This window comes from Bacillus sp. FSL K6-2839 (genome assembly GCF_038003365.1).
Lineage (GTDB): Bacteria > Bacillota > Bacilli > Bacillales > Bacillaceae > Bacillus.
Map to the genome: position 1 here is coordinate 46,535 of NZ_JBBOOZ010000001.1, position 15,291 is coordinate 61,825.

Below are 15,291 nucleotides of genomic sequence, written 5' to 3' on the forward strand. Positions count from 1 at the left end.
AAAGCCATTCTTTTTGTAGAATGGCTTGTTCTTATCTGATAAGCGTTTGAACAGGTTTCTCTGCTGTTTTAGTAATAAGCAGCTGCAGGAGCCGTGTAGACTGCGGCAAGGAGAAACGAAGGACGATACCTGTAAAAATAGCAGTCAGAATCGTGCCAATGCCAATCGGTCCGCCGAGCATCCATGCAAATAAAAGCACTGTTAACTCAATGCCATTTCGAACCCACTGCACGTTCAATCCTGTTTTCGCTGAGATGAGCAGCATTAATGAATCTCTTGGCCCGGCGCCAAGATTGGCTGAGACATAAATGCCAACACCATACCCTGATACCACAACGCCTGTAATAAACACATATAAAGCGGGTAAATACCCATGTGGTGCAGGCAATACCGCATTAAAGAAATCTATAAACACGCCAATCAGCACCATGTTCAGTAATGCGCCGATCTTTGGAAATGATTTCGTAAAAACAGAAGTCAGTGTCACAATCAGTGCACCAATAATGATGGACCACTGTCCAATCGTGAGTCCAAAGTGCTGAAACAGTCCGTAGTGGAAAGCGTCCCAAGGACCAATCCCAAGAATCTTTCCTTTCACTGTCAGCGATAATCCAAAAGCTAGTACGATCAATCCAACAAAATAAAAAAACCAACGTAAAAGATGTTCCCGCTTCAAAAGCATTCCCTTCTTTCTTAAACACTCGAATTCAATCGTAACATACTCCCACGCCCCTTTAAATGGCTTTGCTCAATTGTAATCGCTTACTTTTAAAAATATGAAAAAAGGCTGCTCTCATCACGTGAGAACAGCCTTTTTTCATCATACTGGATTCAAAATCCGGTTTAAGAATTGTTTTGTTCGTTCTTCCTTCGGTCGTTTGAAGATTTCTTCCGGAGGGCCTTGTTCGACGATGACGCCGCCATCAATAAAAATCACTTCGTCTGCCACTTCTTGGGCAAACTTAATTTCATGTGTGACCACTGCCATGGTCCAGCCTTCTTTCGCTAGATCCTTCATGACCTTTAAGACTTCCCCGACAAGCTCAGGGTCAAGTGCAGAGGTTGGTTCATCAAAAAGCATGAGCTCTGGCTGAATGGCAAGTGCACGGGCAATCCCGACACGCTGCTTTTGACCGCCTGACAGCTGGAATGGATACAGATCTTTTCTATCTTCAAGACCGACCTTTTGCAAGAGCTGGATGGCTTCTTTTCGAACCGTTTCCTTCGGACGGCGCTGTACTTGAACAGGACCTTCCATCACATTTTCAAGCACTGTGCGGTGTGGGAACAGGTGATAATCCTGAAACACCATTCCCGATTTCCGGCGAAGCTTCAGCAGGTCAGCTGATTTATTTTTTTTCGAAAAATCAATCGAGAAATCATCGAAGGAAAAGGAGCCGCCATTTGGTGTTTCAAGTGCATTTAAACAGCGAAGCATCGTTGTTTTTCCTGAACCTGATGGACCGAGAATGGCCACAACCTGCCCTTTGTTGATTGTAAAATCTATTGACTTTAAAATCTCATTTTCACCAAAGGATTTCTTTAGACCTTTGACTGTTAGCATGTCGTTCCCTCCTTACCTTGCGACATATCGATCAAGTCGTTTTTCAATTTGATGCTGAACGAGCGATAGAATGAAGCAGAATACCCAATAGATCAGGGCTGCTTCCATATAAATGAACAATATCTGATCCAAGTTCGCTGCAGCAATTTCCTGAGACTTACGGAAAAGCTCTGCCACGAGGATTTGGGAGGCAAGAGATGTATCCTTCACCAAACTAATGAATGAATTAGATAGCGGCGGAATCGATACACGCACAGCCTGCGGTAAAATGACGCGGACGAGTGTTTTACGATGCGTCATCCCGATGGAATAACCAGCTTCCCATTGTCCTTTTGGAACAGACAGGACGGATGCACGGATAATTTCCGACGCATACGCACCTACGTTTAATGAAAAAGCAATAATGGCACTTGGATATGGATCCAGTGTGATATTAAATGTCGGAAAGAAATAGAAAATAATAAACAATTGCACAAAAAGCGGCGTTCCGCGAACGGCCGACACATAGATGGAAAAAATCCATCTGAGGGCTTTGATTTTAGACATTCTAGCAAGAGCTGTCACAAGCGCGATAAAAATACCAATGATAAAGGCAATGATGGCGAGGGGAATTGTATAATAAATCCCCTGCATCACCATTGGCCAAAAAGATTGCTGAAGAAGATCCCAAGGAATGACGACTCCCAGGGTATTACTTTGTAACATCTTCACCAAACCATTTCTTAGAAATCTTTGCGAGTGTACCGTCTTTTTTCATTTCTTTTAATGCGCCATTCACTTTGTCAACGACTTCGCCGCTGCCTTTTCTGAATGCAAAGTAAGTTTCTTGAGGATCTCCTGTTTCAAATGCAACTTTTAGGTTTTTATTCCCGCTTGTTTTCAAGTAATTCAATACAGCCAGCTTGTCATTGAACGTCAGATCAGCACGTCCTTGCTGAATCAATTGAATCGATTGTGCAAGACCTTCAACGCCTTCAATTTTAGCACCAGCATCTGTTGCTAGCTTATTGTAGTTACTCGTTAATGATTGTGCTGCTTTTTTGCCTTTTACATCAGATAGTTTCTTGATGTCGTTGTTATCTGATTTTGTCACAACAATGGCTTGAGACGTTGTGTATTTATCAGAGAACTCGTATTGATTTTCACGTCCAGTTTTACCAACTTGGTTCGCTACCACGTCAAAACGTTTTGAATTCAGTCCAGCAAACATGCTGTCCCATTGTGTTTCTTTGAATTCTGGTTTTAAGTCAAGACGTTTTGCTACTTCTGTGATGACTTCTACATCGTAGCCAGTTAATTTATCTGTCTTTTTGTCATGGAATGTGAAAGGAGCATAAGTACCCTCTGTTCCGATCGTCAGAACACCTTTATCCTGAATGGATTTCCAAAGGTCGCCTGATTCCTTAGACCCAGATTGTTTATTCGCGTTGTCGCTTGCACCAGATCCACATGCCGTGATCAATGCAACACAAGCGCCTAAAATAATGGCAAAGAACATTTTTTTCATTTTATTCCCCACTTTTCTTGTTGGTATTTACAACATATGATCTTACAGAGAAGCAACCTAAAAGTAAAGCATTTGAAACTAGCTTGAGCGAATCTCACCAACTTTATGCCCGCAACCCATTTCTTTCAAACCTCTATCGTCTACAAAGCCCTTCATCTTTTATTTGTGCGAACATTACTAAAATAAAGACTTTGTGACAGTGACCATAGAAGGAAGAATATTTATTATAAAAGATGTATAATTAGTAGGTTGTTTTGAAAATTGAATGGATCACATGGAGACATGTTTTGATAACTGAGCATCTTAGAAGAAGGAGGGCATCATTGTGGATGTTGGACAAAATCAGCCCGAACAACTGAAAAGGGCGATGACCTCCCGCCATTTATTTATGATTTCACTTGGCGGTGTCATTGGGACAGGCTTTTTCTTAGGAACGGGCTATACGATTGGACAAGCAGGGCCAGTTGGAGCCGTTCTTTCTTATATTGTGGGCGGATTGATTATGTATTTAACCATGCTGTGTCTTGGAGAGTTGTCGGTCGCACTTCCTGTGTCGGGGTCGTTTCATACGTATGCGACGAAATTTGTCAGCCCTGCAGCGGGTTTTGCTGTCGGCTGGATTTATTGGCTTGGCTGGGCGGCAACGGTCGCCCTAGAATTCTTATCAGCAGGACAGCTGATGAGGCGCTGGCTCCCGCAAGTGGATGTGTGGATTTGGTGTCTCATATTTGGACTGTGTCTTTTCTTATTAAATGCCCGATCGGCGAAAGCGTTCGGGGAGTCGGAGTTTTTCTTTTCAACCATTAAGATTATTGCGATTTTACTCTTTATAGGTGTAGGCGGAGCGGCGATGTTTGGTTTTATTGAAACAACGAGCGGAGAACCTGCCCCTTACTTCAGTCATTTTGTGAGTGATGGTTTGTTTCCAAATGGATTGCTCGCCGTTGTGGTCACGATGATCACCGTGAACTTTTCATTCCAAGGAACAGAGCTGATCGGGATTGCAGCAGGAGAAAGTGAAAACCCTGAGAAAACCGTTCCTCGTTCGATTCATCAGACTGTTTGGCGTACACTCGTCTTTTTCGTCTTATCAATCTTCGTCTTAGCGGGTATGGTGCCTTGGAAGGAAGCGAGTGTGCTGCAAAGTCCATTTGTTACTGTATTTGAGAGAACGGGAATTCCTTTTGCGGCAGACATCATGAACTTTGTCATTATCATCGCTTTATTATCTGTTGCCAACTCTGGCTTGTATGCATCGACGAGAATGCTGTATTCCTTATCGAAGGAAGGAATGGCAGGAAAAGCATTTAGACGCGTGAATCAGCGCGGTATTCCGATGAATGCCTTACTGCTCACGTTCCTGTTTACAGGGATTTCGCTATTATCCGGGTTCTTTGCAGAGAAAACAGTATTTGCCTGGATCGTGTCCATTGCCGGCATGAGTGCCCAGACTGGCTGGATCACCATTACATTATCACAGATGCTTTTCCGCAGAAGATATCTTAAAGCAGGCGGAAAGCTGGAAAACTTAAAATTTAAAACCCCTCTCTATCCGGTTCTGCCAATTATTGCGATTACACTCAACACAATCGTTTTAATCAGCCTTGCCTTTGATAAGGAACAGCGCATTGGGTTATATGTCGGCGTCCCTCTCATGATCATTGGGTATGTCGTCTATCACCGCTATGTGAAAAAGCATCAGGCGAAAAGTGAACCGCTTAAGCTGCAAATCCATGGAGATGATGAGATTCGGTTTTAAACGATGAAAAAGAAGCCAACCCAATCGGGAGGCTTCTTTTTTCATTTAATGAATACCTTTCATCGCTTTCTTAATCACTGGTGTTAAGAGCAGCATCACACCGCATAAAACGATGGCAAGCAATCCGATGATACCGAAATAGACGGTTTCTGGCACTTTATCAAACAGTTTGACCACTTGCGCATTGATCGCCTGTGCCATCGCATTTGAAAGGAACCAAAGGCTCATCGTTTGCGCTGAGAAGGCAGCAGGTGCAAGCTTTGTTGTCGCTGACAGCCCAACTGGTGATAAGCAGAGCTCTCCGATCACGACGAGGAAGAAGCTCAGAACGAGCCATAATGGGCTCACAAGTGTATTGGGACCAGACATGTAGGCAGGAATGATCATGATGATGAAGGATAATCCTGCAAATAGAAGGCCAAGTGAGAACTTAATCGGGGTAGACGGCTGTTTCTTTCCAAGTCTAATCCACAACCAAGCAAACACAGGAGACAGCAGCACAATAAAGATTGGGTTCAATGATTGGAACCACGAAGAGGCAAGTGTCATCCCTAGGAAATTCAAGTTTGTTCGTTGATCTGCATATGTGGCTAAAATGTTTGAGCCTTGTTCTTGAATCGCCCAGAACATCACCGCAGCAAGGAACAATGGAATATAAGCGAGAACCCTGGATTGCTCCACTGGGCTCGTCTTTTTACTGAAATACATGACGATGAAATACACAATCGGAATGAGCACACCAAGCACACTGACAAACCAAGTGAATAGATTAATCGTGAGTGCGCCTGTTTGAATGCCAATGACGACAAAAACAGCAAGCACAATGATGATCAATGTTCCGAAAATTTTGAAGTTCTTGCGTTCAGCAGCTGATAACGGATTTGTCACATAAGTGCCGGCAAGACCAAGGTTCGGTTTTTTCGTGATCACAAATGTAATAAGACCAACAAGCATCCCAACGGCAGCAAGTGAGAATCCGAGGTGGAAGTTCACTTTTTGACCGAGTGTTCCGACAATTAATGGGGAAATAAAACCACCCATGTTGATGCCCATGTAGAAAATACTAAAGCCAGAATCCCTGCGAGGGTCCGTTTTGGTATACAGGTCGCCAACAATGTTTGAAACGTTCGGCTTCAAAAGACCCGTCCCAATAATAATCAGTCCCATACTAATAAAGAGCGCTGTTGCTCCGCTTGGCAAAGCTAAAATGACATGTCCAAGCATAATGAAAACCCCGCCATAAAAGACCGTACTGGACGAACCGAATACCCGGTCGGCGAGCCATCCTCCAATAATGCCTGACATATAGACAAGCGCACCGTACACAGACATGATCGAATTGGCTGTCGTCTGATCAAAACCAAGACCGCCCTTTGTCACCTCTGTGTACATATAGTAAATAAGCAGTGCACGCATGCCGTAATAAGAGAAACGCTCCCAAAATTCAGTGAAAAATAGTGTGTAAAGTCCTTTAGGATGTCCAAAAAACCCTTTTTGAGGAACACTTTTAACAATTTTATCGTGGTCAATTGTAGACATGGCATAGATCCTTTCTTAAAAAAAGAGATATGAGAAAAATGATATTCTTGTATAGTTCTTGTGTCAATATAAAACTATTCTAAAACAGGAAAATGTTAGTTCAATAGGCGTAAAGACTCAAAAAAATGAAACATTCTTTCAAGTGAGAATGGTCAGAAAGTTATATCTGAAAATTTACTTAAAATTTGAAGAATTGTACAAGCAAACCTTTTACACATGCATAGGATGACAAGAGGACTTGTGTGAAAAGGAGGGATTTAGGTTGGGGGAATTGAATGAATCTGATCTAAAAAAACCTGTTGTCAATGTACAAGATTTTGGTGTGATTGCGGATGGGGAAACGGACTGTACAGCGAGGCTCAATGAATGCTTAGAATGGACGAAAGCACAGGGGTATTCCCACGTCTGGCTGCCGAGCGGCACGTATGTAATCGATGCAGTGTACAGAGGTGATCGATTTTTTCCTTTCCGAGGTGCAGGCATACGGGTGCCAAGTCATATGTACATTGAGATGGCGCCGGATGCCGTGATTAAGGTAAAACCAAATGATTCGTGGGGGTATGCGGCCTTTTATATAGGAAAGGTTCAGCATGTGACCATCAGAGGCGGGCGAATCGAAGGGGATCGTCATGAGCATGTGTACAAGTCGCTTCCCCCTGAACGAAAAACCCATGAGTGGGGCTTTGGGATATGTATTGAAGGGGCCTCCCATGTGGAAGTGAATCGTGTGCAAATCAAGAATTGTACGGGAGACGGCATCATTGTAAGTCCCCACGGTTTATTATCACAAGCTGAATCGTACTCGCCTGCTTCATCTATTCATATTTCTGGCTGCCACATCACAGATTCAAGACGAAACAATATCTCGATTACTGGCTGTGATGGGGTCATTGTGGAGGACTGTCTGCTGGAGAGAGCAGGAGTAAACGGAGTCGAGCCGAGAATGGGTATTGATATTGAAGGCTACGGAGAAAACGCAGTTAATATGGAGGAACCGCTGAATATTCAAATTCGAAACAACATTGTAAGAGGTGGTGCTGCAAGTTCCATTTATAATTTCAACGGCTATGGTGTCATCATTGAAGGCAATCATACAGACAGCAGTATCTCCTACGGCTTTGCCACAGAAACAATCATTGCCAACAATTTGATCCGTGCAGTGGGAGGAGGCGTTACAAAAGCAGGAATTACGAGCTTAGGTGTCTCTCTTGGTCAAACGGAAAACAATGTGATTATTATTGGCAATATGATTGAGGGATTTGAAAAAGGGATTGATGTGAGGGGCGACAGCGTTCACATTACAGGAAATAAGATCAGTCTATTTGAAGATGCGGCTGTGTCCGTTTATATGGCGAATCGTATTCTAATAGAAGGAAATCATATTGAATCGGGGACGAATACAGGGCAAAGAAGCGCAGCGCTGCGTATCTATCAATCGGATAGCGTCGTCTTTTCAAACAATACAATCTACTCGGTGATCGATGGGGCGATGGTGAGAGGAACGAATATCCTGATCCAGCACAATCAATTCAAAGATTTCAGCAGAGGGATATGGGTGCAGGAAGGGGAAGCTGGAATCAATGGCAACCATTTTATTCAAGAAGGACACCCAGAGCTTGCGTCTTCGTATACGATCAGTATCACTGGGAATGCAAAGGCTTTCATCTGGCAGAATCGCTTTAAGCACTACCAAAATTACGCCTTATACAGCAGCACGACGGGTCCATTAGAAATTAAAGATAATTCCTTTGAAGAAACATCTTTATATGTGGTGATGTATATTAAAAATGGTTCACCGCAAATTGGAGATAACCGCTTTTATTTAAATCGTTCGTTCGGACAGCCGACGGCGATCTTTATCGATCAAGCCGCCTCAGCCCGTGTGCTGCGGAATAACATCATTAATTTATCTCCTCAAAAAGCGATTGCCGTCCGCACCATATCTTCCACTCATTCCGTGATCGCCCATAACATGCTGGAACGCAGCCAATTGGTGACACATACCACAGACCGGCTCATCGGAAATATTGAAATCGATACACCATGATGAGCTGGTGAATTCCCTAATTTTGGAGGTTCAGAATGCGGTTGACAATCCTGTAAAAAGGGCATATAGTAATAATTATTTTTCATTTTTCGCAACATTTGCCCTTTTTTTATTGATAAAACCGATTAATTCAATCAGAAAAATGTATCTTCTGAGGACATCAGTTTGATACAGCAGGATATAGAAAGGATGAAGAACAAGTGTCACAGCCGAAAAGGAAGCTCAAGCTAGGCGTATTCATCGCAGGAACTGGACATCATGTTGCCTCTTGGAGACATCCGAACGCCGTATCAGATGCAGCCATGAACCTTGATTATTTTAAACAATTAGCGAAAAAAGCAGAGGAAGGAAAGCTGGATTTGCTCTTTTTAGCTGACAGCTTATCCATTAACCAAACCTCTCATCCGAATGTATTGACGAGATTTGAACCGCTCACCCTGCTTTCCTCCATTGCTGAGTCTACTTCATCAATTGGTTTAGCAGCAACAGCATCCACTACATACAGTGAGCCTTTCCATATTGCAAGACAGTTTGCCTCCCTTGATCATTTATCAGGCGGAAGAGCGGCATGGAATGTGGTCACATCTTCTATTGAAGAAACAGCGAAAAACTTTAGCGGAGAAGAGCATTTAGCACACCATAAACGGTATGAACGAGCAGAAGAGTTCGTCGAGGTCGTCAAAGGTCTGTGGGATTCTTGGGAAGAAGACGCCCTTGTCAGAAACAAGGAAACGGGAGAATTCTTCGAATCTAGTAAGCTTCATGAGCTCCAGCATAAAGGTGAGTTCTTCTCAGTACGAGGTCCTCTCAACGTATCACGCACGCCTCAAGGGCAGCCAGTGATCATTCAAGCAGGATCATCCGAGGATGGTCAAAAGCTTGCAGCGAAAACAGCTGAACTCATTTTCACTGCACAAAACGATCTCGAAAAAGCGAAGGAATTTTATCAAAGCTTGAAGGAGAAAGTAGTGGCTGCTGGTCGTGCTAGAGAGGACGTCAGCATCATGCCGGGGATCTTCCCGATCATTGCTGATACAGAGGAAGAAGCCAAAGCAAAATATGAAGAATTACAGGAGCTGATTGTTCCTGAGATTGGGTTGAGCATTCTGCAAAACTACTTAGGTGGGATTGATCTGTCTCAGTATCCTTTAGACGGACCGCTTCCAGAGATTGATCCAAGCACGTCAAATGCGGTGAAAAGCCGTTTTGATCTTGTGATGAATATGGCGAGAAAGGATAACCTGACCATTCGCCAGCTCTATCAATCGGTTGCCGGCTCTCGTGGTCATAATATTTTCATTGGCACACCAGAGCAGCTAGCAGATGTGATGGAAACATGGATCAATGAAGAAGCAGCAGACGGCTTTAACGTCATGCCGCCGCTCTTGCCAGAAGGGCTGGATGTGTTCGTAGACCGCGTCGTCCCAATCCTTCAGGAAAGAGGTCTATTCAAAACAGAATATACAGGACAAACCTTACGAGAAAATCTAGGATTAACACAGCCAAAAAATCGCTACACGACATAAGGGTGAGGTGACTAACGTTGGGATACACATTTCGTCTGGCAACAGAGGCAGATATAGAGGCGCTGCTTGAACTGACAACAAGAGCCTATGAGCCAATTCGTGAGCTCGGCATCCAGTTCCAAGCAGCACATGCTGATTTCGCTCTCGTGCAGAAAAATGTACAAAAGAATCTTTGCTATGTGATGGAAGAAAACGGAGAACTTCTATCCACCTTGTCGCTCCGTATGCCTTGGGGAGAGCAGCCAGGACCGTTCGGCGTCCCTCACATTTGGTGGTTTGCTTCAGAGCCTTCCGCCAAAAAAGGGACAGGCTCTGTCTTGCTGGAATGGGTGGAAACTGAAGTGCTAAGGGATACCCTGAAGGTGCCATACGTATCTCTAGGTACAGCTGATAAGCATCCGTGGCTCATGGACATGTATGAGCGCAAAGGCTACGTCAGAGCAGGAGAAAAGGATTTAGGCAAGGGTCACATCACGGTTTATTTTAAAAAACAACTAAGGTCAGATATGACACAATTATAAGAAGAAAGAAGGGTTTACGAACATGAAAAACAAAAAGTGGCTAGTCGTTCTATTTGCAGCAATGCTGGCAGTTTTAGCAGCTTGCGGCGGCAACAATCAGAGTGAAGGCAAAGAAAAAGTGTTAAAAGTAGGCGCCACAGGACAAAGCTATCCGTTTGCTTATAAAGACAATGGCAAGCTTGTTGGCTTCGATGTCGAAGTAACTGAAGCCATTGCAAAAAAACTCGGCTACAAACTAGACTGGCAGTTGAGTGAATTCAGCGGACTGATGGGACAGCTGACATCTGGTAAGCTGGATACAGTTTCAAACCAAGTCGCAGTCACAAATGAGCGTAAACAAACGTTTAACTTTACAGATACGTACGCTTACGCAGGAACACAAATCATCGTGAAAAAGGACAACAACGACATCAAAGGTCTTGATGATTTAAAAGGAAAAACAGTGGCGGCGGTTCTTGGCTCTAACCACGCCAAAAACCTAGAGAGCAAAGACCCGGACAAAAAAATCAATATTAAAACATATGAAACGCAAGACGGTGTATTAAATGAAGTGGCGAATGGCCGAGTAGATGCTTATGTCAACGGACGCAGTGTATTACTTGCTCAAATTGAAAAAACAGGTCTGCCGCTCAAAATCGTTGGCAACCCAATTGTGTATGAAGAAGTAGGCTACCCATTTGCCAAAGATAAAAAGCATGACAAGCTAAGAGAAGAATTTAACAAAGCGATCAAAGAATTAAGAGAAGACGGGACACTGAAGAAATTGTCTGAGAAGTATTTCAAAGACGATGTCACGGTGCCAATTAAAAAATAACGACAGCGGCGGTGAAGAGCAGACATGAACAAAATTGATTGGCAGTATATGGTGACGGTTTTTCCGACATTGATTCAATACTTGCCGATAACGATCTTCATGGCGATTGTCTCCATGGTATTTGCCATTATCATTGGTGTGGTATTCGCTCTCATTACGAAAAATCGGATACCTGTTTTATACCAATTTGCCAAGCTGTATATTTCTTTTTTCAGAGCGGTTCCAACCTTGGTTCAGCTCTTTCTCATTTATTTTGGTCTTCCGCAGCTATTCCCTGCGATGACCTCAATGGATGCCCTAACAGCGGTCATTATCGGATTAAGTATTAAAAACTCAGCATACTTAGCAGAAATTTTCAGAGCGGCCCTCAATTCTGTAGATGAAGGGCAGCTAGAGGCATGTCTATCTGTCGGCATGACAAGATGGCAGTCTTACGTCAGAATTATTTTCCCGCAGGCAGTCAGAAATGCGATTCCAGCGACGGGGAATACCTTTATCGGTCTCTTAAAAGAAACATCTCTTGCCTTTACCATTGGGGTGGCAGAAATGTTTGCCCAAGGAAAGATGATTGCGTCCGCGAACTATAAATACTTTGAAACCTATTTAGCCGTAGGGATTGTGTATTGGGTTATGACCATCATTTATAGCTTCCTTCAAGACCTATTTGAACGAAAAATCAGCAAACCTTACCGGAATTAAGGAGGTGTGGACATGATCAAGCTCACCAATTTGAAGAAATCATTCGGCGATCTTGTCGTCTTAGACGGAATCAATCTCGATGTGCAAAAAGGGCAGGTTGTGGCCATTATCGGACCTTCTGGCTCCGGTAAATCCACCTTGCTGCGCTGCTTAAATTTATTAGAAATACCAGATGAAGGCATGATTGAAATTGGCGATGCGAGGCTCGATGCGTCCAAGTATACACGTAAAGAAGCCCATCATTTGCGTCAACAAACGGCCATGGTGTTTCAAAACTATAATCTATTTAAAAACAAGACAGCACTGCAAAACATCACAGAATCACTGCTTGTGACGAAAAAAATGACGAAGCAGCAAGCAAATGAGATTGGGATGAAGCTGCTGAAGCAGGTAGGATTAGAGCAAAAGGCTGACAGCTATCCAGTCACGTTATCTGGCGGACAGCAGCAGCGAATTGGAATTGCCCGTGCGTTAGCGGTTGATCCACATGCCATTTTACTCGATGAACCAACGTCAGCGCTTGATCCAGAGCTTGTCTCAGGTGTACTTCAAGTTATTAAATCCATTGCGATTCAAGAAACAACGATGATCATCGTCACACATGAAATGGCGTTTGCAAGAGAAGTGGCAGACCATGTGATTTTCATGGCGGATGGTCATATTATTGAACAGGGCACACCAACTGAGTTATTTGATGAAACGAAGAATGAACGGACAAAACGATTTATCCAAAAAGAAGCAGCGGCTGAAGAAGCATAAGCTGCTTTTTACTCTTTAGAGGGGTGAGTATCAGTGAAATCAATAGGAAATGAAGCTTTAAACAAACGTTTAATTAACATTCGCCGAGCACTTCATGAGCATCCAGAGCTGGCGTTTGAAGAATATGAAACGACAAAGAAACTGCGCGGCTGGTTAGAAGAAGAAGGGATCACTGTACTCGATATCCCAGCTCTTCAAACAGGGATTGTCTGTGAAATCAAAGGAGAACAAGAGGGACCAACGATTGCCCTAAGAGCCGATATTGATGCACTTCCGATTGAAGAAGCATCTGGCGAACCATTTTCCTCAAAGGTACCTGGGAAAATGCATGCATGCGGTCATGATTTCCATACGGCTTCCATCTTTGGAGCGGCTCTTTTATTAAAAGAGCGGAAACACGAGATGAAAGGAACGGTCCGCATTTTGTTCCAGCCGGCTGAGGAAGTCGCGCAAGGAGCGAAACACGTCATAGAGGCAGGCGTATTAGATGGAGTGGATGCGATTTTTGGTATGCACAACAAACCTGATCTGCCAGTAGGCACCATTGGTATTAGAGAAAAAGCATTAATGGCAAGTGTTGACCGGTTTGAAATCGATATTAAAGGAACGGGTGGCCATGCAGGTATTCCGAATCACACGGTGGACCCGATTGCCATCAGCGGGCAGATCACAAGTGCTCTTCAGCAAATCGTCAGCCGCCGCATCAGCTCATTGCATCATGCAGTAGTCAGCATCACACGCATTCAAGGCGGTACATCATGGAATGTGATACCTGATTATGTTGAAATGGAAGGAACCGTTCGGACGTTTGAGCCTGAAGTGAGAGCGATGATTCCAGATCTCATGAAACAAATCGTGAGCGGGATTGCAGAAGGGTTTGGGGCAAAAGGCGAAGTGAAATGGCATCCGTATTTGCCTTCTGTGTTGAATGACGAGCGTTTGACAAAGGTGGTCGAAGAAACGGCAGATGCGCTGGATCTCACAGTAGTTCAGGCAGAGCAGTCACCGGGCGGAGAAGATTTTGCCCTTTATCAAGAACGCATTCCAGGCTTTTTTGTATGGATGGGGACTAGTGGTACCAAGGAGTGGCATCACCCTGCGTTTACATTAAATGAAGAAGCACTTCCAGTTGCCGCTGCCTTCTTTTCCGAGCTTGCCGTTCGGGCATTGGAGTCACGATCATGGAACTAACAAAACAACTGGCAGAGGCTGTACTTGTAGCTGATCCGCTTCAAGATCAGCGGTCCGTTGAAATGGCTCGATATGGTCTGTTAGACGTTGCGGCAGCAGCGCTTGCTGCGAGAGAGGATGAAGGTATACAGAAGCTAATGGCGCTTGTGGAACAAGAAGGCGGAGCCGCTCAAATTCCTGTCATTGGACAAGGGAAGAAGGTCAGCCGTCAAGCCGCAGCCATGCTGAACGGCTACTTGATCCACGCCCTTGATTATGATGATGTGCACTCAGATGTGAGAGGACATCCCAGTGCGGTGATCATCCCAGCATTGCTTTCACAGCTGACAGACAGCAAAGGGTATGGTGATCGATTTTTAGCAGCCTACATTACAGGCGTTGAAGTGATGGCAAGGCTTGGCGAATCCATCGGCAAGGCGCATTATGAGCGGGGCTGGCATAATACCGGAACCCTCGGAGCCATTGCAGCAGTATGTGCCATTGGGTATTTAAAACAAGTCTCGCAGGAAGAGCTGGCGAAGGCAATCGGCTTTGCCGGAGCGCAATCAGCCGGAATGAGAAAGCAGTTCGGCTCTGATATGAAACCATTACAAGCCGGCTTAGCGGCTAAAACAGCCGTCTGGTCTATGGACTTAGCTTGTTCAGGTTTTGGCGGGAATGAATCGGTTCTTGATGGTACGCTTGGTTTCTTTTCTCTCTATGGAGATCAGGAGCTGGCGGAAAATCGTTTACTAGAGGAGTATGGTATAGCGTGGCGTATTGTCTCGCCGGGGCTGTGGTTCAAAGTATACCCGTTCTGCTCAGCAGCGCATCATGCAGCAGATGCGATTCTATCCTTAATGGAAGAGCATACTTTCTTATCGGATCAGGTGAAACAAGCAGAGGTCATATTCCCGCCTGGCGGAGATGCAGCGCTTATTGAGCGGACACCTTTGACGGGCGAAGAAGGACGATTCAGTGTCGAATACGTCATCGCACTTGCCGTATTTGGACAGACGCTTACGCTGGATGCCTTTACGAAAAAAACCATTCCATCAGACATGCGCACATGGATGAAGCGGGTGAGCAGAGAATATGATCAAACGACAGAACCCCATCCAGACGCTGTCCCAAAAGGTCGCTTTACGATTGTGAAGCTTACCTTATCTGATGGCACCACCATTAGCAAACGAGTCGATCTTCCGCGGGGAGCACCAGGCCATGCACTATCGAAAGAAGACATCATGCAAAAATTAAACAGTGTCACAGACGCATCACATGCACAGCAGATTTTACAAGTTATTGAAGACGGAAACGATTCTTCTTATTTGCAGCTGCTGGCATGATTTAAAAAGAAGAAAAGGGCTAAAATTTATTTAGCCCTTT

At 44.3% G+C, this 15,291-nt stretch carries 14 protein-coding genes; 9 read left to right on the forward strand and 5 right to left on the reverse strand.

Going from position 1 to position 15,291, the window contains the following annotated elements; all coding sequences use genetic code 11:
- Nucleotides 1-31: 31 nt before the first annotated feature.
- From MHH26_RS00050 to tcyA, 4 genes are all read right to left on the reverse strand, one after another.
- Complete coding sequence (locus MHH26_RS00050) at nucleotides 32-676, reverse strand: YczE/YyaS/YitT family protein (RefSeq protein ID WP_034664112.1); 645 nt, start codon at nucleotides 674-676, stop codon at nucleotides 32-34.
- Between the two features lie 144 nt (nucleotides 677-820).
- Nucleotides 821-1,564 (reverse strand): amino acid ABC transporter ATP-binding protein, encoded by a 744-nt coding sequence (locus MHH26_RS00055; protein ID WP_340971645.1) that lies wholly within the window; start codon nucleotides 1,562-1,564, stop codon nucleotides 821-823.
- 12 nt (nucleotides 1,565-1,576) lie between these two features.
- Complete coding sequence (locus tag MHH26_RS00060) at nucleotides 1,577-2,269, reverse strand: amino acid ABC transporter permease (protein WP_034325166.1); 693 nt, start codon at nucleotides 2,267-2,269, stop codon at nucleotides 1,577-1,579.
- Nucleotides 2,256-3,071 (reverse strand): cystine ABC transporter substrate-binding lipoprotein TcyA, encoded by an 816-nt coding sequence (gene tcyA / locus MHH26_RS00065; protein ID WP_106043419.1) that lies wholly within the window; start codon nucleotides 3,069-3,071, stop codon nucleotides 2,256-2,258. Before tcyA ends, MHH26_RS00060 begins: the two co-directional genes overlap by 14 nt.
- 325 nt (nucleotides 3,072-3,396) lie before the next feature.
- On the opposite strand from tcyA, the gene MHH26_RS00070 reads away from it, so the two are divergent.
- Nucleotides 3,397-4,830 carry an amino acid permease gene (locus MHH26_RS00070; protein WP_034664109.1) on the forward strand — a complete coding sequence of 478 codons (1,434 nt, stop codon included), beginning with the start codon at nucleotides 3,397-3,399 and terminating at the stop codon, nucleotides 4,828-4,830.
- A gap of 45 nt (nucleotides 4,831-4,875) precedes the next feature.
- Here MHH26_RS00070 and MHH26_RS00075 read toward each other — a convergent pair whose 3' ends face one another.
- A complete protein-coding gene (locus tag MHH26_RS00075) occupies nucleotides 4,876-6,369 on the reverse strand; it encodes a peptide MFS transporter (protein WP_334750782.1) in 1,494 nt (497 codons plus the stop codon).
- Nucleotides 6,370-6,631: 262 nt separating this feature from the next.
- Here MHH26_RS00075 and MHH26_RS00080 point away from each other — a divergent pair, with 262 nt between their 5' ends.
- The 8 genes from MHH26_RS00080 to MHH26_RS00115 all read left to right on the forward strand — a co-directional run bounded on the left by MHH26_RS00080 (nucleotide 6,632) and on the right by MHH26_RS00115 (nucleotide 15,251).
- The gene (locus MHH26_RS00080) at nucleotides 6,632-8,416 is read left to right on the forward strand and encodes a right-handed parallel beta-helix repeat-containing protein (protein WP_340971650.1); all 1,785 of its coding nucleotides are present in this window, start codon (nucleotides 6,632-6,634) and stop codon (nucleotides 8,414-8,416) included.
- Nucleotides 8,417-8,616: 200 nt separating this feature from the next.
- Nucleotides 8,617-9,942 carry an LLM class flavin-dependent oxidoreductase gene (locus MHH26_RS00085; RefSeq protein ID WP_034664103.1) on the forward strand — a complete coding sequence of 442 codons (1,326 nt, stop codon included), beginning with the start codon at nucleotides 8,617-8,619 and terminating at the stop codon, nucleotides 9,940-9,942.
- 17 nt (nucleotides 9,943-9,959) lie between these two features.
- Nucleotides 9,960-10,463 carry a GNAT family N-acetyltransferase gene (locus MHH26_RS00090; RefSeq protein WP_095285964.1) on the forward strand — a complete coding sequence of 168 codons (504 nt, stop codon included), beginning with the start codon at nucleotides 9,960-9,962 and terminating at the stop codon, nucleotides 10,461-10,463.
- 22 nt (nucleotides 10,464-10,485) lie between these two features.
- Entirely contained in the window at nucleotides 10,486-11,277 is a 792-nt protein-coding gene (locus MHH26_RS00095; protein ID WP_106043427.1) for an amino acid ABC transporter substrate-binding protein, read from the forward strand.
- Nucleotides 11,278-11,301: 24 nt separating this feature from the next.
- Entirely contained in the window at nucleotides 11,302-11,976 is a 675-nt protein-coding gene (locus MHH26_RS00100; protein ID WP_060595532.1) for an amino acid ABC transporter permease, read from the forward strand.
- A 12-nt stretch (nucleotides 11,977-11,988) separates the two neighbouring features.
- A complete protein-coding gene (locus MHH26_RS00105) occupies nucleotides 11,989-12,735 on the forward strand; it encodes an amino acid ABC transporter ATP-binding protein (protein WP_340971655.1) in 747 nt (248 codons plus the stop codon).
- A 42-nt stretch (nucleotides 12,736-12,777) separates the two neighbouring features.
- Nucleotides 12,778-13,926: an amidohydrolase gene (locus MHH26_RS00110; protein ID WP_340973772.1), complete on the forward strand. Its 1,149-nt coding sequence runs from the start codon at nucleotides 12,778-12,780 to the stop codon at nucleotides 13,924-13,926.
- Nucleotides 13,917-15,251: an MmgE/PrpD family protein gene (locus MHH26_RS00115; RefSeq protein ID WP_340971659.1), complete on the forward strand. Its 1,335-nt coding sequence runs from the start codon at nucleotides 13,917-13,919 to the stop codon at nucleotides 15,249-15,251. Before MHH26_RS00110 ends, MHH26_RS00115 begins: the two co-directional genes overlap by 10 nt.
- The last annotated feature ends 40 nt before the right edge of the window (nucleotides 15,252-15,291 follow it).

What these genes read in the sequence shown, in the direction of transcription:
- MHH26_RS00055 (WP_340971645.1), bottom strand. Translation starts at nt 1,564, where the DNA reads ATGCTAACAGTCAAAGGTCTAAAGAAATCCTTTGGTGAAAATGAGATT.
- MHH26_RS00060 (WP_034325166.1), bottom strand. Translation starts at nt 2,269, where the DNA reads ATGTTACAAAGTAATACCCTGGGAGTCGTCATTCCTTGGGATCTTCTT.
- tcyA (WP_106043419.1), bottom strand. Translation starts at nt 3,071, where the DNA reads ATGAAAAAAATGTTCTTTGCCATTATTTTAGGCGCTTGTGTTGCATTG.
- MHH26_RS00075 (WP_334750782.1), bottom strand. Translation starts at nt 6,369, where the DNA reads ATGTCTACAATTGACCACGATAAAATTGTTAAAAGTGTTCCTCAAAAA.
- MHH26_RS00095 (WP_106043427.1), top strand. Translation starts at nt 10,486, where the DNA reads ATGAAAAACAAAAAGTGGCTAGTCGTTCTATTTGCAGCAATGCTGGCA.
- MHH26_RS00100 (WP_060595532.1), top strand. Translation starts at nt 11,302, where the DNA reads ATGAACAAAATTGATTGGCAGTATATGGTGACGGTTTTTCCGACATTG.
- MHH26_RS00105 (WP_340971655.1), top strand. Translation starts at nt 11,989, where the DNA reads ATGATCAAGCTCACCAATTTGAAGAAATCATTCGGCGATCTTGTCGTC.
- MHH26_RS00115 (WP_340971659.1), top strand. Translation starts at nt 13,917, where the DNA reads ATGGAACTAACAAAACAACTGGCAGAGGCTGTACTTGTAGCTGATCCG.